The 18,115-nt window shown below is 70.1% G+C and carries 19 protein-coding genes; 6 read left to right on the forward strand and 13 right to left on the reverse strand.

The window, feature by feature from the left end:
* The first annotated feature begins 15 nt into the window (after positions 1–15).
* Positions 16–1,539, forward strand: a complete 1,524-nt coding sequence (locus LSF15_RS18800; protein ID WP_372459959.1) for a flavin monoamine oxidase family protein — start codon at positions 16–18, stop codon at positions 1,537–1,539.
* Here LSF15_RS18800 and LSF15_RS09070 read toward each other — a convergent pair.
* The 7 genes from LSF15_RS09070 to LSF15_RS09100 all read right to left on the reverse strand — a co-directional run bounded on the left by LSF15_RS09070 (position 1,427) and on the right by LSF15_RS09100 (position 8,553).
* Complete coding sequence (locus LSF15_RS09070) at positions 1,427–2,185, reverse strand: Pr6Pr family membrane protein (protein ID WP_232498198.1); 759 nt, start codon at positions 2,183–2,185, stop codon at positions 1,427–1,429. The two genes, LSF15_RS18800 and LSF15_RS09070, sit on opposite strands and share 113 nt — an antisense overlap.
* Positions 2,186–2,339: 154 nt before the next feature.
* Entirely contained in the window at positions 2,340–3,467 is a 1,128-nt protein-coding gene (locus LSF15_RS09075; protein WP_232498199.1) for an NAD(P)/FAD-dependent oxidoreductase, read from the reverse strand.
* A gap of 87 nt (positions 3,468–3,554) precedes the next feature.
* The gene (locus LSF15_RS09080; RefSeq protein ID WP_269756301.1) at positions 3,555–4,403 is read right to left on the reverse strand and encodes an amino acid ABC transporter ATP-binding protein; all 849 of its coding nucleotides are present in this window, start codon (positions 4,401–4,403) and stop codon (positions 3,555–3,557) included.
* Entirely contained in the window at positions 4,390–5,055 is a 666-nt protein-coding gene (locus LSF15_RS09085) for an amino acid ABC transporter permease (protein WP_232498200.1), read from the reverse strand. The genes LSF15_RS09080 and LSF15_RS09085 overlap by 14 nt, the downstream gene beginning before the upstream one ends.
* Before the next feature lie 74 nt (positions 5,056–5,129).
* Positions 5,130–5,954, reverse strand: coding sequence for a transporter substrate-binding domain-containing protein (locus tag LSF15_RS09090; protein WP_232498201.1), 825 nt, complete (start codon positions 5,952–5,954; stop codon positions 5,130–5,132).
* Positions 5,955–6,103: 149 nt separating this feature from the next.
* Complete coding sequence (locus LSF15_RS09095; protein WP_232498202.1) at positions 6,104–7,300, reverse strand: acyl-CoA dehydrogenase family protein; 1,197 nt, start codon at positions 7,298–7,300, stop codon at positions 6,104–6,106.
* Positions 7,297–8,553 carry a CaiB/BaiF CoA transferase family protein gene (locus LSF15_RS09100; RefSeq protein ID WP_232498203.1) on the reverse strand — a complete coding sequence of 419 codons (1,257 nt, stop codon included), beginning with the start codon at positions 8,551–8,553 and terminating at the stop codon, positions 7,297–7,299. The genes LSF15_RS09095 and LSF15_RS09100 overlap by 4 nt, the downstream gene beginning before the upstream one ends.
* Positions 8,554–8,722: 169 nt before the next feature.
* On the opposite strand from LSF15_RS09100, the gene LSF15_RS09105 reads away from it, so the two are divergent.
* On the forward strand, positions 8,723–10,087 hold the full coding sequence (locus tag LSF15_RS09105; RefSeq protein WP_232498204.1) for an NAD-dependent succinate-semialdehyde dehydrogenase: 1,365 nt from the start codon (positions 8,723–8,725) through the stop codon (positions 10,085–10,087).
* A 230-nt stretch (positions 10,088–10,317) separates the two neighbouring features.
* Here the strand turns inward: LSF15_RS09105 and LSF15_RS09110 are convergent, their stop codons facing one another.
* A complete protein-coding gene (locus LSF15_RS09110) occupies positions 10,318–11,811 on the reverse strand; it encodes a flotillin family protein (RefSeq protein WP_232498205.1) in 1,494 nt (497 codons plus the stop codon).
* A gap of 181 nt (positions 11,812–11,992) precedes the next feature.
* Here LSF15_RS09110 and LSF15_RS09115 point away from each other — a divergent pair, with 181 nt between their 5' ends.
* Positions 11,993–12,352 carry an SPW repeat domain-containing protein gene (locus LSF15_RS09115; RefSeq protein WP_231047772.1) on the forward strand — a complete coding sequence of 120 codons (360 nt, stop codon included), beginning with the start codon at positions 11,993–11,995 and terminating at the stop codon, positions 12,350–12,352.
* A gap of 82 nt (positions 12,353–12,434) precedes the next feature.
* Positions 12,435–13,016, forward strand: coding sequence for a TetR/AcrR family transcriptional regulator (locus LSF15_RS09120; RefSeq protein ID WP_232498206.1), 582 nt, complete (start codon positions 12,435–12,437; stop codon positions 13,014–13,016).
* Here the strand turns inward: LSF15_RS09120 and LSF15_RS09125 are convergent.
* Together LSF15_RS09125 and LSF15_RS09130 are read right to left on the reverse strand one after the other, a co-directional pair.
* Positions 12,933–13,295: a hypothetical protein gene (locus tag LSF15_RS09125; protein ID WP_232498207.1), complete on the reverse strand. Its 363-nt coding sequence runs from the start codon at positions 13,293–13,295 to the stop codon at positions 12,933–12,935. The genes LSF15_RS09120 and LSF15_RS09125 overlap by 84 nt on opposite strands.
* Positions 13,296–13,397: 102 nt before the next feature.
* Entirely contained in the window at positions 13,398–13,763 is a 366-nt protein-coding gene (locus LSF15_RS09130) for an iron chaperone (protein WP_232498208.1), read from the reverse strand.
* 35 nt (positions 13,764–13,798) lie between these two features.
* Here LSF15_RS09130 and LSF15_RS09135 point away from each other — a divergent pair, with 35 nt between their 5' ends.
* On the forward strand, positions 13,799–14,071 hold the full coding sequence (locus LSF15_RS09135; RefSeq protein WP_232498209.1) for an acylphosphatase: 273 nt from the start codon (positions 13,799–13,801) through the stop codon (positions 14,069–14,071).
* 6 nt (positions 14,072–14,077) lie between these two features.
* On the opposite strand, the gene LSF15_RS09140 is transcribed toward LSF15_RS09135, so the two are convergent.
* Positions 14,078–15,700, reverse strand: coding sequence for a LuxR family transcriptional regulator (locus LSF15_RS09140; protein ID WP_232498210.1), 1,623 nt, complete (start codon positions 15,698–15,700; stop codon positions 14,078–14,080).
* Positions 15,701–15,873: 173 nt separating this feature from the next.
* On the opposite strand from LSF15_RS09140, the gene LSF15_RS09145 reads away from it, so the two are divergent.
* A complete protein-coding gene (locus LSF15_RS09145) occupies positions 15,874–16,665 on the forward strand; it encodes an alpha/beta fold hydrolase (RefSeq protein ID WP_232498211.1) in 792 nt (263 codons plus the stop codon).
* Between the two features lie 94 nt (positions 16,666–16,759).
* Here LSF15_RS09145 and rplA read toward each other — a convergent pair whose 3' ends face one another.
* Both rplA and rplK read right to left on the reverse strand, forming a co-directional pair.
* A complete protein-coding gene (gene rplA, locus LSF15_RS09150; RefSeq protein ID WP_232498212.1) occupies positions 16,760–17,449 on the reverse strand; it encodes a 50S ribosomal protein L1 in 690 nt (229 codons plus the stop codon).
* A gap of 145 nt (positions 17,450–17,594) precedes the next feature.
* A complete protein-coding gene (gene rplK / locus LSF15_RS09155) occupies positions 17,595–18,023 on the reverse strand; it encodes a 50S ribosomal protein L11 (protein ID WP_232498213.1) in 429 nt (142 codons plus the stop codon).
* Between the last annotated feature and the right edge of the window lie 92 nt (positions 18,024–18,115).

Genomic DNA, 18,115 nt, shown 5'->3' on the forward strand with positions numbered 1-18,115 from the left:
GCTAGCCTGAAGCACATGGACTCACGGGCGGCGCCCGGCGGCATGGCCCGGCGAACGTTTCTCGCCGCCTCGCTGTCGGGCATCGCGGGCGTCGTGCTCGCGAGCTGCACGGCACCGCAGCCGGTACCGACGCCCCCGCCGACCGACACGACCACCCCGACGCCCAGTCCCACGCCGACCGCCTCGGTCGACGGCGTCCCGCAGCCCACTGCGATGAGCCGCTCCCGGTGGGGGGCCGACCCCTTCGCGCGCGGCTCGTTCACCTTCGACGCCGCGGGCGCCGCGCCCGAGCTGCGCGAGGCGCTCGCCGAACCGGTCGCCGACCGCGTCTTCTTCGCGGGCGAGGCGTGCGACCCCGATGCGCCGGGAACGCTCCAAGGCGCTCGCAACTCGGGCCTGCGCGCCGCGACGAGCATCGCCGACGTCGCCGAGCAGGGTGAACGCGTCGCCGTGATCGGCGCGGGCCTCGCCGGCCTGACCGCCGCCCGCGAACTCGCCGACGGCGGCTTCGAGGTCGTCGTGCTCGAGGCGCGCGACCGCATCGGCGGCCGCATCGACACCGTCGAGGCCTCAGGCTTCGACCAGCCGATCGAACTCGGCGCCATGTTCGTGCGGGGTGGCACGCTGACCATGCAGCTCGCCGATGCATCCGTCGCCCTGTATCCGGTCGCGCCGCCGACCGTCGCGCGCACGCCCGACGGACTCGCCGTGACCATCCCGTCGACCGGGCCCGAGGCGATCGCCGCGGCGCAGGCATGGGCGTCAGCCCAGCCCGGCGTGCGTACCCGCGACCTCTCGCTCGCCACCGCGATCGTCGAGTCGGGTACCGCCGCATCGCTGTCGAAGACACCCGACACCACTGGGGTCTCGCCCGCCGACTGGCTCGCGCACACGATTGCGAGCGGCGTCGCGACGGTGACGGGTACGACCGCGAACCGGGTCTCGGCACTGGCCCCGCTGTCCGGCCGGTCGGCCGTCGACCTCATCGAACTGGGCGCCGCACCCCAGGGCGACCTTGCGAGGGGCATCGACGCTGCGCTCGAACCGTACGCGGCCGAGCTCGACATCGCCGTGACGAGCGTCGTCACCCGCATCGTCTACGACGAGCGCCGGGTGAGCCTTCGACTCGACTCGGGCGAGTCGCTCAACGTCGACCGGGTGGTCGTGACCGTGCCGCTCGGCGTGCTCAAGACCGACACGCTGCGCTTCTCACCCAGCCTGCCGCTCCTGCACCAGCGGGCGATCGACCGGCTCGGCGTCGGCGTCGTCGACACCGTCTGGCTGCGGTTCGATTCGGCATTCTGGCGAACGGATGTCCCGGGCCCCGGGTCATCCGTCGACGTGCTGACCGTCGTCGGCGAGACCCCGACCGTCGCCGCCTGGGTCGACGTCGGCCGACCCGACGACGAGCCCGTGCTCGTCGGGCTCATCGCCGCGACGCAGGCTCAACGACTCGAGGCGCTCGACGATCAGCAGTTCGAGGCGGCGGTGCTGGCCGATCTCGCACCCTTCGCGCCTGCCGCCACAGCAGGCGGTTGATCGCGACGAGCCCAGCCGTCAGCCCCACGAAGATCGCGAGCACGAGTGCGCAGTAGAACGCGACCCCGACGGCGCCGCCGACCTGCGCGTCGTCGAGGAAGAAGTACGGGTACCAGCCCACGTCGGCGCCGCGCGCGAGCGTGTAGGCGAGCCAGATCGACGGGTACACGAGCACCCACCCCACCGTCGTCCACGGCACTCGCGGGTTGACCGCGATGATGCTGTCGGCGGTCCACGCGACGACGGCGAGCGCGGGCACGACGAAGTGCAGCAGGGTGTCCGACCACGGAACGTCGACCCGATAGTCGCGTGTCGAGGCCTGAGCCACGATGATGCCGAACACGATGCCGGAGACGAGCACGTACACCGTCACCATCGTGCGCACGATGCCGAGCCATGGCGGGTCGCGTGGCGCGGCGAGCGCGTAGACGCCCGCGACGATCAGCGTGATGACGGCCGCGAACGCCGACTGCACCGTGAAGTAGCTGAAGAAGTTCACGGTTGCGAAGAAGCGGAACCCGAGCACGTACTGGAAGTTGCCGACCAGCGCGACGACTTCGAGCACGGCCACGAGCAGCCGGAAGACGCCGAGCACCCGCCTCGCACGCACCTCACCCGGGGCGCTGCGGGAACGCGGGCCGGGCATGGCTCCACGCTAGCCCCACCCCGGCGGTCGAGTCGCGACGAGGGCGTTGCGTCGAGTGGGCGCGCCGGCGCCGTATCGAGACCGAGTCCCGAGACCCACACCGACCGACCGGGTCCCGATGCGCTCCGCTACTCGACCGACGTCGGGTGAGCAGTCACGCTCCGAACCATCGTGCCCGCCGTGACGCGCCGAACTCCGCCTTCTCGGCCACGTAGTCCGATGAGGGCCCGAGGAGTGGCGCGGTCGGGCCGCCCTCGGCGTAGAAGTCCACGTCGACGCGCCCGATCTGGCCGCTGCCGAACTCCAGGTAGCAGAGTCCGGTGCCTCCGGGCGCGAGTCCACCGCTGCCCCGGACAGTGCGAACGATGTCATCGGCGGCGACGTGCGCGGCGCTCTCGGCGAACGTGCCGGCCTTGGGGATCCCCGTCTCGGTGCAGTCGCCGATCGCGTAGACGCCCGGAAACCCGGTTCGCATCGTGCTCGGGTCGACCGCGACCCAACCGTCGTCGGCCAGCCCCGCGTCGCTGAGCACGCCAGGGACCTTGTGCACCGGAATGCCGATGAACAGGTCGAACGGCTCGTCATGATCCTTGAACCGGGCGACCCGCGTGCCGGGGTCGATGCCGTAGACGCGGCGGCGCGTGGTGTATTCGATCCCCCGCTCGCCCATCGCCCGCTCGAGGGCTGCCGAAGCCTGGGGCGAAACGGGGATCGGCGCCGGCTGGGGCGTGACCACGTGCAGGTCGGTGACGTCGCGGATACCGCGCCCGACGAGTCGGTCATGCAGCAGCAGGATCGCCTCGTACGGCGCGGGCGGGCACTTGAACGGAATGGAGAGGACCGCGAGCATCACCCTGCCCCCGCGGAACGCCTCGAGTTCGTCGCGCAGCCGTTCCGCGCCCGCGACGGTGTAGTACTCGAATCCGCCGTCGATGAACCCCGGGGTCGCGGCGACGTCGTAGTCGGCGCCGAGTGCCACCACGACGACGTCGGGGTCATAGGCGCCGGCGTCGGTGACCACGTGCCGGGTCGCCGGGTCGAGCGCGAGCACCCGCTCCTGCCGGAACTCCACGCCCGGCGTTCGCATGGTGCGGTACGGCACCTTCACCTGCTCCGCGGTGCGGCGCCCGAAGAGGACCTCAAGCTTGGAGAACCCGAACACGAACGCGTCGCGCTGGTCGACCAGGGTGATGTCGACATCGCCGGCGAGCCGTTCCGACAGCAGGCTCGCCAGTTCGAGCCCGCCGAAGCCGGCGCCGAGGATCATGACGTTCGTCGTCATGCCCCCATCCTGTGCCGCGAGCGACCCGGCGTCCAGACCGAATCGAACGGGGTCTCGATGCGCTCCGCTATTCGACCGGCGATGTCATCAGTCGAGCGGGCGCAGGATGCGGTCGAGGAACCGCCGCGTGCGCTCCTCGGTCGGGTTCGTGAAGATCTGCGCGGGGGCACCGCGCTCGACGACGACGCCGCCGTCCATGAACAGCACCTCGTCGGCCGCCTGCCGCGCGAAGCTCAGCTCGTGGGTGACGACGACCATGGTCCATCCCTCGTCGGCGAGCTCCTTGATCACCTGCAGCACCTCGCCGACGAGCTCGGGGTCGAGCGCACTCGTCGGCTCGTCGAAGAGCAGCAGCCGGGGCTTCAGCGCGAGCGCGCGCACGATGCCGACGCGCTGCTGCTGCCCGCCCGACAGCTCGAACGGGTAGGCGTCGCGCTTGTCGGCCAGGCCCACGCGATCGAGCAGGGCGGATGCCTCGGCGATCGCCCGCGCCTTCGGTACGCGTTGCACCCGCACGGGGCCTTCGATGACGTTCTCGATGACGGTCATGTGCGGGAACAGGTTGTGCTGCTGGAACACCATCGCCGACCGGTCGCGCAGTGCGAACCGCGACGCCTTCGGAATCGGGGCGGCGAAGTCGAGCGACGGGCCGCCCGCGAAGTCGATCGTGCCGGCGTCGGGCGTCTCGAGGCCGTTCAGCGAGCGCAGCACCGTCGTCTTGCCCGAGCCGCTCGGGCCGATGAGCACGACGACCTCGCCTCGACGCACCTCGAGATCGATCGAGCGCAGCACCTCGTTGTCGCCGAACGACTTGCGGATGCCCCGTGCCTGAAGCAGCACCGAATCGTCGGGCGTCTCGGAGGGTGCGAGGGGGTCGCCGCCCGGGACATCCGCTCGATGTTCGTCGTCTCGCCTGCCTGGTTCACGTTGCGACATAGCGGTCCAATCGCTTCTCGAGCCTGCTCTGCCCACCCGAGAGCACGAGGCAGAACAGCCAGTAGATGAGTGCCGCCTCGAGGTAGATCAGCATGAACTGGCCACTGAACGCGGCGATCTCCTGCGAGACGCGGAACAGCTCGGTGACGAGGATGAGCGAGGCGAGCGACGTGTCCTTCACGAGCGAGATGAACGTGTTCGACAGCGGCGGCACCGAGACGCGTGCGGCCTGCGGCAGAATGATGCGCCGCAGCGCGGTGCCGTTCGACATGCCGATCGTGTATCCCGCCTCCCATTGGCCCTTCGGCACCGAGAGGATCGCCGCGCGGATGACCTCGGCCGCGTACCCGCCGACGTTGAGCGAGAACGCGATGATCGCGCTCGGCCACGGGTCGAGCACGATCCCGACCGTGGGCATGCCGTAGAAGATCACGAACAGCTGCACCAGCAGCGGCGTGCCGCGGATCACCGAGATGTAGAACCGGGCGATGCCCGACACGACCCGGTTCTTCGAGAGGCGCATGAGGGCCACGGCGAGCGCGAGCACGAGCCCGATCGCGAACGACGCGAGCGCCAGCGGGATCGTGCCCGTGAGCCCGCCGAGCACGATCGGCCAGAACGAATCGAGGAACAGTTGCAGGTTCTCGTTCACAGCTCACCGCCTTCCCGTCAGGAAAACACCGTCGGCCCCGCACCTGGCGAGGCCGACGGTTGTGAAACCAGAGACTACTCGGAGACGTCGGCGCCGAAGTACTTCTCGCCCAGTTCGGCGAGCACGCCCTCGGCGCGCAGTTCCTCGAGCGCGGCATCGACCGCGGCGACGAGGTCGGCCTTGTCCTTCGTGAATGTGAGCGCGCTCAGCGACGAGTCGTCGGTGGTCGCGGCCACCTCGATGCCCGACTGGCCGTTGGTGTTGACGAAGTCGAGGTAGGTGAGCTCGTCGTTGATGGTCGCGTCGACACGTCCTTGCTGCAGCAGTGCGACGGCCTGCGCCCAGCCCTCGACGGCCTCGACGTTCGCGCCCGACTCGGTGGCGAGCTCGTACCAGTTGCTCGTGAGCGACTGCGCGGTGGTCTTGCCCGCGAGGTCGTCGAAGCTCGAGATCGAGGTGTCGCCCTCGTTGACGACGATGACGCCCGACGACACCGTGTATGGCGCGCTGAACAGGTACTGCTCCTCACGCTCGGGGTTGATCGACACCTGGTTCGCGATCACGTCGAACCGGCCGGCGTCGAGGCCCGCGAAGATCGCGTCCCACTGGGTCTCTTGGAAGTCGATCTCGAGGCCGAGCTTGTCGGCGACCGCTTCGGCCACCTCGACGTCGTAGCCGACGAGGTCACCCGCGCCGTCCTCGTGGAAGCTGAAGGGGCGGTAGGTGCCCTCGGTCGCGACGGTGAGCGTACCGGCCTTCACGAGTCCGAAGTCGTCACCGGCGGCGGATGCTCCGCCCGAAGCCTCAGGCGCACCGCTCGAGCATGCGGCGAGCGCGACGACGGCAGCAGAGGCCGCGGCGAGGCCGAGCAGGGTGCGGACGCGAGAGGCGCGGGTCATGGAGGCTCCGTTCATGGGGAGGTGTGCGGCCGCGGATGCGCGGCGTTCGATGGCGTCGAGTCCATCACGGATGGACCCCCAGAGTGAAACGGGATTAACCCGCGTTTCATTCCGTCGGTCGAGCAGCCCCGATGAGGGAGTAGGCGTACTCAGAACGCATTCAGCCCGGTGAGCTCACGGCCGAGGATGAGCTGGTGGATCTCGTCGGTGCCCTCGTAGGTGCGCACCGACTCGAGGTTGGCGGCGTGCCGCATCACCGGGAACTCGTTCGTGATGCCGTCGCCGGCGAGGATCGCCCGCGCTTCGTGCGCGATGTGCAGGGCCTCGCGCACGCTGTTGAGCTTGCCGACCGAGATCTGCGCGGGTGTGAGCGAGCCGTGTTCTTTCAGCCGCCCGAGGTGCAGGGCCAGCAGGATGCCCTTCTCGACCTCGAGGAACATGTCGGCGAGCTTCGCCTGGATGAGCTGGTTCGCGCCGATCGGCCTGCCGAACACCTCACGGTCGACCGAGCGTGAGATCGCCGCCTCGAGGCACGCGCGCGCCGCGCCCATCGCGCCCCAGACGATGCCGTAGCGCGCCTCGTTGAGACATCCGAACGGGCCCGAGAGCCCCTTGGCGCTCGGCAGGATCGCGTCGTCGTCGACCCGCACCCCGTCGAAGGCGAGGTCGCACTGCACCGACGCGCGCATCGAGAGCTTGCCGTCGATCGGCGTCGCGGTGAACCCGGGCGTCGAGGTCGGCACGAGGAACCCGCGCACCGCATGCCCGCCCGAGCCCCCACCGAACGACGGGTCTTCGACCTTCGCCCAGACGACGGCGACGTCGGCGAACGATGCCAGCCCGATCCAGCGCTTCGCCCCGTCGATGACCCAGCCGTCGCCGTCACGACGTGCCGTCGTGGTCATTCCGGCCGGGTCGGAGCCGCCCTGCGGCTCGGTGAGCGCGAAGCAGCCGATGAGGTCGCCGGCGGCCATTCCGGGCAGCCACCGCTGCTTCTGCTCCTCGGAGCCGTACTTGTGGATCGCGCTCATCGCGAGCGACCCCTGCACCGACACGAAGGTGCGCCACCCCGAGTCGGCCGCCTCGAGTTCGAGGCACACGAGTCCATACGCGACGGCGCCGGCCCCGGCGCATCCGTACCCCTTCAGGTGCATGCCGAGGAAGCCGAGCTCGCCGAGCTCCTTCACGAACTCGCGGCGGAAGTGCATGCGCTCGAAGTCGTCCTCGATCACGGGCATGATGCGCTCCTGCGCGAATCGGCGCGCGCGCTGCTGCCACTCGCGCTCGTCTTCGCTGAGCAGGGCGTCGAGGTCGAACACGGCGTCGATGCGCGGTGCAGTGGTCATCGTGGTTCCTTCCGGGGTGCGGATGTCTCGAGCCAGACCGCGCCTGCGTGCTCGTCGAGCGCGGGCGGAGCGGTTCGGTAGACGGCGGGGTTCGCCGTGAGTCCGATCGGGTTCGCGACGGTGCGGCTGGTGTGCGTGTCGCCGGCGGGCACGCCCCTCGCGATCTCGGCGACCGGATCGAGCCCGAGCCCCTCGGCGAACGCGATCGCCTCGCCGACGTCGTTCACGAGCCCGGCGGGAACGCCCGCCGTCGCGAGCGCGGCGATCCAGTGATCGGCGGATGCCCCGGCCAGCCGTTGCTCGATGAGCTCGGTGAGCTCGGGGCGATGCGCGACGCGATCGGCGTTCGTCGCGAACCGCGGGTCGTCGAACCCCGCCGATCGAGGAGCACCCGACGAAGAAGGACCCGCCCCCGCCGATCGAGGAGCGCCCGACGAAGGAGGACGCGTCTCGAGATCCGGAGCCTCGAGCACCCCCGCCAGCGCGCGGAACTGCTTGTCGTTGCCGACCGCGATCACGAGCTCGCGGTCGGCGGCGTGGAACACGGCGTACGGCGCGATGCTCGGGTGCGCGTTGCCGAGCCGCGGCGGAGCGGTGCCGGTGGCGAGCGTCGACGCTGCCTGGTTCGTGAGCGCCGACAGCAGGCTCTGCAGCAGGTTCACCTGGATGAGTTGGCCGACACCGGTGCGGTCGCGCTCGCGCAGCGCGAGCAGGATCCCGGCGAACGCGTTCTGGCCCGTGAGCACGTCGACGAGGGCGACCCCCGCCTTGGCCGGATCACCGTCGGGCGCACCCGTGATCGACATGAGCCCGCCGACGGCCTGCACGAGCAGGTCGTACCCGGCGAGCGCGGCGCCCTCGCCGGTGCCGAACCCGGTGATCGAGCAGTACACCACGCCGGGGTTCGCCTCGCGCACCTCCTCGAACGAGAGCCCGAACCGCGCCATGACGCCGGGCCTGAAGTTCTCGATCACGACGTCGGCCGAGGCCGCGATCCGGTGCGCTTCGGCGCGCGCCGCGACATCCGTCAGATCGATCGCGACCGAGCGCTTGTTGCGGTTCACGCTGCCGAAGTAGGTGGCCTGGCCGGTCGCGTCGACGGGCGGCGCCCAATGCCGCGTGTCGTCGCCGGAAGGCGGCTCGATCTTCACGACGTCGGCGCCGAAGTCGGCGAGCATCATGGTCGCATACGGCCCGGCGAGCACGCGTGAGAAGTCGGCGACGCGGATGCCGCGGAGCACGCCGTCTGCCATTGCGCCACCTCCGCCTTCGCCGGCTCGACCACACGCCACGATACCGAGCGGCCGGCCCGGGCGCCTGTACGCGTTGTCCATCCGATCCGGGCAATCCGCCACCGCGTCGAATTCCAGCTGCCTCGCTCTCGGCATAGGCTTGGCGGAGGCCCAACGACAGAGGAGTCCCATGAGCTACGCCGTTGTCAATCCGGCTACCGGAGAGACGATCAAGACCTTCCCCACGATCACCGACACCGAACTGACCGCGGCGATCGCCTCGGCCGACGAGGCGCACCGCACGTGGTCGAAGTCGTCGAGCGTCGAAGAGCGCGCCGCGCTCATTCGCCGCGTCAGTGAACTGCACACCGAGCGCCGTCAAGAGCTCGCCGAGATCATCGTGCGCGAGATGGGCAAGCCCATCGAGCAGGCGCTCGGCGAGGTCGACTTCGCCGCCGACATCTTCGGCTACTACGCCGACCACGCGGCCGACTTCCTGAAGGACGAGCCCATCACGCTGCTCGCGGGCGAGGGATCTGCGGTCGTGCGCCGTTCGTCGCTCGGCGTGCTGCTCGGCGTCATGCCGTGGAACTTCCCGTACTACCAGGTCGCCCGGTTCGCCGGCCCGAACCTCATCATCGGCAACACCATCGTGCTGAAGCACGCCGAGCAGTGCCCCGAGTCGGCCGCGGCGATCCAGCAGATCTTCCTCGACGCAGGCTTCCCCGAGGGCGCGTACGTGAACATCTACGCCACGCACGACCAGATCGCGACCGTCATCGCCGACCCGCGCGTGCAGGGCGTCTCGCTCACCGGCTCCGAGCGGGCCGGTGCCGCCGTCGCCGAGGTCGCCGGGCGCCACCTCAAGAAGGTCGTGCTCGAGCTGGGCGGTTCCGACCCCTTCATCCTGCTCTCGACCGACGACCTCGACACCGCCGTGCAGAACGCGGTCGATGCGCGCCTCGACAACAACGGCCAGTCGTGCAACGCGGCCAAGCGCTTCATCGTCGCCGACGAGTACTACGAGCCGTTCCTCGAGAAGTTCACGGCGAAGCTCGCCGAGATCGAGACGGGCGACCCGACCTCGGCCGACACCGCGCTCGGCCCGCTCTCGTCGCTGAAGGCCGCCGAGGGCCTCGACGCGCAGGTGAAGCGCGCGGTCGAACACGGCGCGACCCTCGTGCATGGCGGCGCTCGCGACGGCGCGTTCTTCCAGACGACGGTCCTCACCGACGTCACGCCCGAGAACCCCGCCTCGAAGGAGGAGTTCTTCGGACCGGTCGCGCAGGTCTACCGCGCGAAGGACGAGGCCGAAGCCGTTCGCCTGGCGAACGACATCCCGTTCGGCCTCGGCTCGTACGTCTACACGACCGACGAGCAGCAGGCGCAGCGCGTGGCCGACGGCATCGAGGCCGGCATGGTGTTCGTCAACGTCGTGCTCGCCGACGGCGCCGAGCTGCCGTTCGGCGGCGTCAAGCGCTCGGGCACCGGCCGCGAGATGGGCCGGCTGGGTGCCGACGAGTTCGTGAACAAGAAGCTCATCCGCATCGGCTGACGCTCGCGCACACCGAAACAGGAACGGATGACCCGACTCGGGTCATCCGTTCCTGTTTTCGCGTCGACGACGACCCAGCGGCTCACCGAGGACCAGCGCAGGAAGAATCGAACGACATGCCGTCCGCGGGGCGGCCCGTCGGCGCGTGGCGAGCGATTCTTCCTGCCGAGGCGCGGCGTTGGCCGGGCCGTCGGCCGCGTTACTCCGTGACGGCCGGGGCCTCGGCCGCGTTACTCCGTGACGGCCGGGGCCTCGCGGTCGGTCGACTCGTCGAGCGCGTCGCCGGCGACACCCTCGAAGCGCGTGCCGTCGTCGAGTCCGATGAGCTCGCCGGCGACGGGCTCGGCGTGACGGGCGATCGCCGAGCCGGCAGCGGCACCGGCGGCCGTGCCGCCCACGAGCGACCCGATGAGCTCGCGGATGCCGACGCCCATCGTCGAGCTCAGCATCGCGTCGACCTCGGTGATGCCCGACACGGCGTTCTTCGCGAGCTGCGACGCGCCGTCGGTCGACACGACGGTGAGCTGGTCGATGTTCGACATCGGCGCGGCGAGCTCGCGCGCGATGAGCGGCAGTGCATCGATGAGGCGCATCTGCAGCAGCGCCTCGGACTGCTGCGCGACGGCCTCGGCTGCGGCCTTGGTGGCCGATGCTTCGGCGGCGCCCTTCGCGTGGATGGCGTCGGCCTCGGCGAGACCCTCGGCCTTCAACGCCTCGGCCGACGCGGTGCGGGCGACTCGGTCGGCATCGGCCGCGATGCGCACCGCTTCGGCCGCGGCATTCGCCTCGACCTTGACCTTGTAGGCCTCGGCATCGGCGACGGCCTTGACTTCGGAGTCGAGCTCGGCCGCGCGCAGGGCCGCCCGCTTCTGGGCGGTGATCTCCTGCTGGGCGACGACCTCCTGCTGCGACAGCGCCTCGGCCAGCGGGCGGGCTGCGGCGGCCTCGGCGGTCGCCTTATCGGTCTCGCGCTGCAGGGCCGCCTTACGCTGGGCGAGCTCGGCCTCACGTTCGGCGACGGCCTGCTCGGCGGAGATGACCGCCTCGCGGGCCTCGCGCTGTGCCACGGCCTCGGCGATCTCGGCCTGCTTGCGCACCTTCGCCTGCTCGGCACGGCCGAGGTCGTCGATGTAGCCGTTGGTGTCGGAGATGCCCTTGATCTCGAACGAGTCGACGTCGAGGCCCTGGTTGACGAGCGACTCTCGGGCGACGCCGAGCACCGCGGCCGAGAGCTCGTCGCGGCGGTTGATGATCGTGAGCACGTCGGTGGCGCCGATCGACGCGCGCAGCGAACCCGAGAGCACCTCCTGCGCGAAGATGTCGATGTTCTTGTCTTGACCGAGGAAGCGCTGCGCGGCAGCGCGGATGGACGCGGCGCTGTCGCCGACCTTCACGATCGCCACGGCGTCGACGTGCACGGTGATGCCGTTGTTGGTCTGCGCCTCGGCGCGGATCTCGATGGCACGCGAGCGCAGCGAGATCTTGTGCGCCTTCTGGAAGAAGGGCATGATCCAGACGCCCTGACCGTGCACGACACGCTGCCCCGACTCCTCGGTGTCGACACCGTCGACCATCTTGCGACGCGAGCGCTTGCCGGTGACGACGATCGCCTCGTCGGGCGACACGTTGCGGTAGAGCACCTTCGCCCAGACCCACACGATGATGAGCGCGACGATGACGAGGGCGATGACGGCGAAGACGGGACTGAAGAGCAGGTCGGGCACCGGGGTTCCTTCTGTGGGGGGTGGAGTAGGGCTCCGTCAAGAATGGATGCCCCGCGCTCCGCGCGCAATGGATACCACTGCAGGGGCCGAGTCAGATTTGGATCTTGACCGGGCGGTCAATCAGTTCTACCGTGGAATTGACCCCCGGATGGGGGCGACCGACTCGGAGGAGGTTGGTTCGATGAAGAAATGGACACGCTGGGAGGACTGGGTGGCGATCGCCGTCGGCATCGTCGTGGCCGTGTCCGCGCTGCTCATGCCCCCGATGGGGTCATCGCTCGCGCTCATGCTCACGCTCGGCGCTCTGTTGATCGTCTCAGGTGTCGTGAACCTCGCGATGCCGGGCATGGTCGCCATGGAGTACGTGCAGGGTGCCCTCGGCCTGCTGCTGATCGTCTCGCCGTGGATCGGCGGATACGCAGACCCGATGACCTTCGGTCCCGCCTGGATGTCGTGGATCGGTGGAGCCGTCGTCGTCATCGTCGCCGCCCTCGCCATCCGCCCGAGCATGAAGGCGCATCACGACGCGATCACGCACTGAGCCGATCACGCACTGAACACCTATTCGAAACCGGGGACGGCGCGCACGCGTCCGTCCCCCTTACCGTTCGAGAGAGCAGACCATGACCGAACCGCCCGGTACGCGTGAGCGCATCCTCGACGCCGCAGAGCGGCTCTTCGCCGAGCGCGGCTTCGATGCGACGCCGACGTCGATCATCGCTGGAGCGGCGGGGGTGCCGAAGGGGCTGTTGTTCTACTACTTCCCGACGAAGCACGACCTGCTGCGGGCGCTGGTGTCAGAGCGGCTCGACCTCGGACCCATCGACCCCGGCGCACTGGTCGAACCCGGTGATCCGGTCGGCGCCCTGCTGAACCTGTCGAAGGCCCTCTCCGACATCCAGGCCGAGTCGGCGGTGCTCGGCGTCATCGTCTGGCGCGAGCAGCGTACCCATCCCGACGTGCGGGCGAAACTGCGCGAGTACCGGCATCAGGTGCAGGGCATCGTCGAGCGGGTGCTGCGCGGCAGCGTGCTCGCCCCGATCACGACGCGCGCCCTGCACGCCGCTGCTGCTGCCTGGGTGGCGATTCTGTCGATCCGGCCGCACGCCGACCACGGGGAGTCAGGCGAGGACGCCGGAATCGACCTGCGCGCGCTCGCTGAGCTCATCTGCGCCGGGCTCGACGCCTCGCCCGCCCCCGCGTGACCTCGAACCGCTGCCCGTCGCGGCACGACGCGCACGCACGCACAGCACGAGCATGATGCCGCACGACACGAGGTAGAACGTGTGCAGCGCCCAGATCGGCCCGAACGGCAGGCTGAACACGTACCACGAGTAGGCCACGTTCGCCGCGTTGATCATCAGCATGCTCGACAGACTGTACGACGTGACATCCCGGGTGCGCAGCGCCTTGCGCAGCATCGGCAGATTGCTGACCGCGAAGACCACGGTCGAGATCGTGCCGGCGAGGATCGGGATGTCCATGACCAGAACGCTAGGCGCGACATCCGCTCGCCGCGTCGGCCGAACCACGCATCTTGATCTGCCGGCCGTATGGGTAGATCTATGTAGGCCGACGCTCAGCGGTCAGCGTGGCTTCCCGTCGAGTCGGGCGTCGATCTGCGCCTTCCGCTCGGCGAGGATGCGTCGCAGCAGGTCATCGGGAACCGGGTGTGCGGCGGTGAATTGGAGTGCACCCGGCGACCAGGTGAACTCGCCGAGTTCGGCGGCGAGGCCGGGCAGCACCTGCCCGCTGAACGGGTAGAGGCCGAGGTGCGCCTTCGCCTCCAGCACGGCAACGAACCCCTTGCCGCGATAGAGCAGCGCCGGCATGCCGTAGCTCTCGCCCTCGGTGACGTCGGGCGCGAGCTCGCGGGCCACGGCGATGACGTGCTCGAGTGCCGTGCGGTTCTCGCCCTCGCGCGCGGCCAGGTAGTCGGTGACGGTGCCCATGGCGGGCATCCTACTCGCGGGGCTATTCTCGCCACATGGTCGTCCGAGTGCGCGTGACCGTGCAGGGTGCAGTGCACGGTGTGGGGTTCAGGTTCGGCACCCGTGTCGAGGCGCAGCGGCTCGGCGTCGCCGGCTGGGTGCGCAACCGATCCGATGGCGCGGTCGAGGCCGAACTCGAAGGCGAGGCCTCGGCCGTGAATTCGATGCTGGCGTGGTTCGACGAGGGGCCGCCCGGCGCCAGTGTCACGATGCTCACGACCACCGATCTCACGCCGACGGGCGAACAGGGGTTCCAGATCAGGTCGTGAACCAGCTCACACGAGCCCGTTCTCGTACGCGTACGCGGTGGCCGCCGCCCGAGTCGAGAGGCTGAGCTTGCCGAAGATGTTGCTGACGTGACGCGCGACGGTCTTCTCGCTGAGTGAGAGCCGCTCGCCGATCGCGCGATTGGTGAGCCCCGTCGACACGAGGCGCAGCACCTCGACCTCGCGCGGCGTGAGCACCCCGGCGCGACGATCTCCGACCAGGTCGTCGAGCTCGGCGAGCGCGGGGTTCGCGCCGAGCGCGACGAACACCTCGCGTGCGCCCCTGAGCTGCACGAGTGCGGCGTCGCGATCGCCGAGCTCGAGCAGGGCGCGTGCTGCCGAGACCCTGCTTCTCGCGCGTTCGTACCGGGCGCCGAGCCCTTCCCAGGCATCGACGGCGGCGCGCGCGGCGACGAGCGACCCCGACGGATCGCCCTCAGCGAGCAGCACCCGCGCCTCGGCGGCGGCGACGGTTGCGGCGAGCAGCGCGGTGGGCGTCGAGCGGCTCGCCTCGTGGAGCTCGTCGACGGCGCGGCGAGCCGCTTCGGCATCACCCGACGCGACCTCGATCTCGATGACGGCAGGCAACAGGAATCGCCGGGTGAACGGGTCGGCACCCGCGACGGTGCGCCGGATCTCGTCCTGCGCGACGCTCGTACGCCCGAGGGTGAGATGCAGCAGGGCGAGACCCGGTTGGGGCTCCCACCCCGATTCGCCGGCACGCCGATACGACTCCTCGGCGGTGTGGAAGGCGCCGCGCAGCCGCGCGAGCTCGGCCAACTGGTAGGGCGCACCGTAGACGGCCCGATAGTCGCCCGCGCGGAAGCGTGACAGCGCGTGCTCCGCCGCGGTGGCCGCCTCGGCCCAGGCGCCGCGCAGCAGCAGCAGCCCGGCTTCGAGCGCATGGCGCTGGCCGCTGAACGTGATCAACTCGGGCTGCTCACGGCACCATCGATCGAGCACGCTCAACCATTCGGTGGCCCGTGCCACGTCGAACGCCATGACCGCGTCCGAGATCATGGCGCAGGACATGACGCCGGTCGGCACCGGTGCGATCTCGCCGGCCGCGATCGCGGTCATCGCACGGTCGAAGCATCCGAATCCGTCGGCGATCGCCCCGAGTTCGATCAGCGACTTGCCGAGTCCGAGCGAGGCGAACGATGCGAGTTCGCCGTCGCCGTGGCGCTCGGCGATCGCGATCACCTCCTCGAACGCCTGCCTCGCCTCGACCGGATTCCCGCTGCCGAGCTGCGCAACCGCCGGCGCCAATCGCGCGAACCCGGCGAGCGAGCCCGGCTCCGCCATCGCGCTCGCGAGCCGCATCGCGCGCGCGCCCCACGCAACCGAGCGCGTGAAGTCCCCGAGTTCGATCAGGTTGAGCGCGAGCCAGCCGGCCGTGCGCACCGCACCCACGGCGTCGTCATCGGCGAGATGCGCCTCGTACGCCCGCGAGAGCGCGTCGACCGACGCGGGCGGCTCGCCCCGGAGGAGCGCGACCGTTCCGAGCAGCTCGAGATCGGATGCTCCGAGCCCGCCGGTCGCGTCGACGCCCGCCAGCCGCTCATACGCGTCGGCCCAGCGCCGATCGGCCGCGGCCGCGCGGCCCGCATCGAGTGCGCTGGACGAGGTCATGTCGCTCCCCCGCCGGCTGCGACACGCTCGGGCCGACGCCGGCGCCCGTCGGTCGTGCGGGAACCGTACCGCCGAATCGTCGGGCTCCGCAAGGCCTCGCACCTGCTGTTCCCAACGGCCTCGAGCATGTACGGGCCCGCGCATGGCGGGCCATGCGGGAGTACGATCACGCCATGGAGACGGTGCGCGTCGACGGCATCGACATCGCGTACCGGCACAGCGGGGCCGGCACCCCGATCGTGCTGCTGCACGGCGCGTTCGGCGACTCGGGCGATTGGGCGAGCGACCTCGCGACGCTCTCGACCGACCACGAGGTCGTCGCCTGGGACGCGCCGGGCTGCGGCGGGTCGAGCGACGTGCCGGCCGACTGGTCGGATCGGGATTGGTCGGCTGCGCTCGCCGGGTTCATCACCGAACTCGGGCTCGATCGCCCGGTCGTATGCGGCCTCTCGCTCGGGTCGGTGCTGACATTGCTGCTCGCCCGCGATCACCCCGGTGTTCCTCGTGCGCTCGTCCTCGCGGGTGCGTACGCCGGCTGGGTCGGGTCGCTCTCGGCTGCCGAGCTCGATCGCCGCGTGGCCGCGGTCGAGGCGACCATCGACCTGCCGCCCGAGGACTGGGCCGATGCGTTCCTCGAGTCGGTGTACCCACCCGATGCTCCGGCCGATCGCGTCGCGAGCGCCCGAGCGGCGCTGCTCGCGTGGCGACCGGCGACCACGAGGGCGCTGCTCTCCTCGCTCGTCCTCCTCGATCTCCGACCCGCGCTGCCGCACATCGAAGTGCCGACGCTCGTGGTGCGCGGCGAGGCGGATCAGCGAAGCCCGTGGCGCGCCGCGCTCGCGATCGCGCGAGCGATCCCCGATGCCCGCTTCGTCGAATTGCGCGGCCTGGGCCACGACTGCGCGGGGCCGGAGTTCGACGCGCTCGTCCGCGACTTCGTCGCCCGGCTTCAGGCAACGGCCTGAGGCCCGAGCACGACGAAGGGCCCACCGGCGAACCGGCGAGCCCTTCGTGCTGGTCTCGATACGGCGCTGGCGCGCCCACTCGACCGGTGAAACGCTAGATGGCGTTGACGTCCAGCGGGATGCCGGGGCCGAACGTGGTCGACACGGCACCCTTCTGGATGTAACGGCCCTTGGAGCTCGACGGCTTGAGACGCACGACCTCTTCGAGCGCGGCCTTGGCGTTCTCCTCGAGCTGCTCGACCGAGAACGACGCCTTGCCGACGACGAAGTGCACGTTGGCGTGCTTGTCGACGCGGAACTCGATCTTGCCGCCCTTGATGTCGGAGACGGCCTGGCCCACGTTCGGGGTCACGGTGCCGGTCTTCGGGTTGGGCATGAGGCCGCGGGGGCCGAGCACCTTGCCGAGACGACCGACCTGGCCCATGAGCTCGGGGGTCGAGACGGCGGAGTCGAACGCGGTGTAGCCACCGGCGACCTTCTCGATGAGCTCGGCGCCGCCGACCTCGTCGGCGCCGGCTGCGATCGCCGCCTCGGCCGCGGGGCCGGTCGCGAACACGATGACGCGGGCGGTCTTGCCGGTGCCGTGCGGAAGGATGACGGTGCCGCGCACCATCTGGTCGGCCTTGCGGGGGTCGACGCCGAGCTTCAGCGCGACCTCGACGGTGGAGTCGAACTTCGCCGAGCCGGTCTGCTTGGCGAGGGCGACGGCCTCGTTCGGGGTGTAGTACTTGCCGGCCTCGATCTTCTCGACCGCGGCCCGGTAGGCCTTGGACTTCTGTGCCATGTTGGTTCTCCTTGAGAGAGTGTGGTCATCTGCGCCTGGCGGGCGCTGCCACGAGTGTGAGTTCTGGTGAGCGGATGCCGCGACATCCGTCGGTCCGTGGGTTTCGAGACGGTCGCTGCGCGCCCTGCTCAACCCACTGGTGGGCCTATTCGACCGTGATGCCCATCGAGCGGGCGGTGCCCGCGATGATCTTCGACGCGGCGTCGAGGTCGTTCGCGTTGAGGTCGACCATCTTCGCCTCGGCGATCTCGCGCACCTGCGCCTGGGTCAGCTTGCCGACCTTGGTGGTGTGCGGGACGCCCGAGCCCTTGGCGACGCCGGCGGCCTTCTTGATGAGCTCGGCGGCGGGCGGGGTCTTCAGGATGAAGGTGAACGAGCGGTCTTCGTAGACCGTGATCTCGACGGGGATGACGTTGCCGCGCTGGGCTTCGGTCGCCGCGTTGTAGGCCTTGCAGAACTCCATGATGTTCACGCCGTGCTGACCCAGGGCCGGGCCGATGGGCGGGGCCGGGTTGGCGGCGCCGGCCTTGATCTGAAGCTTGATCAGACCAGTGACCTTCTTCTTCGGTGCCATGATTTCTCTCTTTCTGTTCGAACGCCCGCCCCTGAGCTTGTCGAAGGGCGGGGCACTCTCCCGCAGGCCCGGCGGATCCGGGATGCGGTGGT

This window comes from Agromyces humatus, assembly GCF_021228295.1.
Classification (GTDB): Bacteria; Actinomycetota; Actinomycetes; order Actinomycetales; family Microbacteriaceae; genus Agromyces; species Agromyces humatus.

Excerpts from the sequence above, each read along its gene's own strand:
- LSF15_RS09105 (WP_232498204.1), top strand. The coding sequence starts at position 8,723 with ATGAGCTACGCCGTTGTCAATCCGGCTACCGGAGAGACGATCAAGACC.
- LSF15_RS18800 (WP_372459959.1), top strand. The coding sequence starts at position 16 with ATGGACTCACGGGCGGCGCCCGGCGGCATGGCCCGGCGAACGTTTCTC.
- LSF15_RS09145 (WP_232498211.1), top strand. The coding sequence starts at position 15,874 with ATGGAGACGGTGCGCGTCGACGGCATCGACATCGCGTACCGGCACAGC.
- rplK (WP_232498213.1), bottom strand. The coding sequence starts at position 18,023 with ATGGCACCGAAGAAGAAGGTCACTGGTCTGATCAAGCTTCAGATCAAG.
- LSF15_RS09130 (WP_232498208.1), bottom strand. The coding sequence starts at position 13,763 with ATGGGCACCGTCACCGACTACCTGGCCGCGCGCGAGGGCGAGAACCGC.
- LSF15_RS09070 (WP_232498198.1), bottom strand. The coding sequence starts at position 2,185 with ATGCCCGGCCCGCGTTCCCGCAGCGCCCCGGGTGAGGTGCGTGCGAGG.
- rplA (WP_232498212.1), bottom strand. The coding sequence starts at position 17,449 with ATGGCACAGAAGTCCAAGGCCTACCGGGCCGCGGTCGAGAAGATCGAG.
- LSF15_RS09090 (WP_232498201.1), bottom strand. The coding sequence starts at position 5,954 with ATGACCCGCGCCTCTCGCGTCCGCACCCTGCTCGGCCTCGCCGCGGCC.
- LSF15_RS09100 (WP_232498203.1), bottom strand. The coding sequence starts at position 8,553 with ATGGCAGACGGCGTGCTCCGCGGCATCCGCGTCGCCGACTTCTCACGC.
- LSF15_RS09115 (WP_231047772.1), top strand. The coding sequence starts at position 11,993 with ATGAAGAAATGGACACGCTGGGAGGACTGGGTGGCGATCGCCGTCGGC.
- LSF15_RS09125 (WP_232498207.1), bottom strand. The coding sequence starts at position 13,295 with ATGGACATCCCGATCCTCGCCGGCACGATCTCGACCGTGGTCTTCGCG.
- LSF15_RS09135 (WP_232498209.1), top strand. The coding sequence starts at position 13,799 with ATGGTCGTCCGAGTGCGCGTGACCGTGCAGGGTGCAGTGCACGGTGTG.
- LSF15_RS09140 (WP_232498210.1), bottom strand. The coding sequence starts at position 15,700 with ATGACCTCGTCCAGCGCACTCGATGCGGGCCGCGCGGCCGCGGCCGAT.
- LSF15_RS09080 (WP_269756301.1), bottom strand. The coding sequence starts at position 4,403 with ATGTCGCAACGTGAACCAGGCAGGCGAGACGACGAACATCGAGCGGAT.
- LSF15_RS09095 (WP_232498202.1), bottom strand. The coding sequence starts at position 7,300 with ATGACCACTGCACCGCGCATCGACGCCGTGTTCGACCTCGACGCCCTG.
- LSF15_RS09120 (WP_232498206.1), top strand. The coding sequence starts at position 12,435 with ATGACCGAACCGCCCGGTACGCGTGAGCGCATCCTCGACGCCGCAGAG.
- LSF15_RS09075 (WP_232498199.1), bottom strand. The coding sequence starts at position 3,467 with ATGACGACGAACGTCATGATCCTCGGCGCCGGCTTCGGCGGGCTCGAA.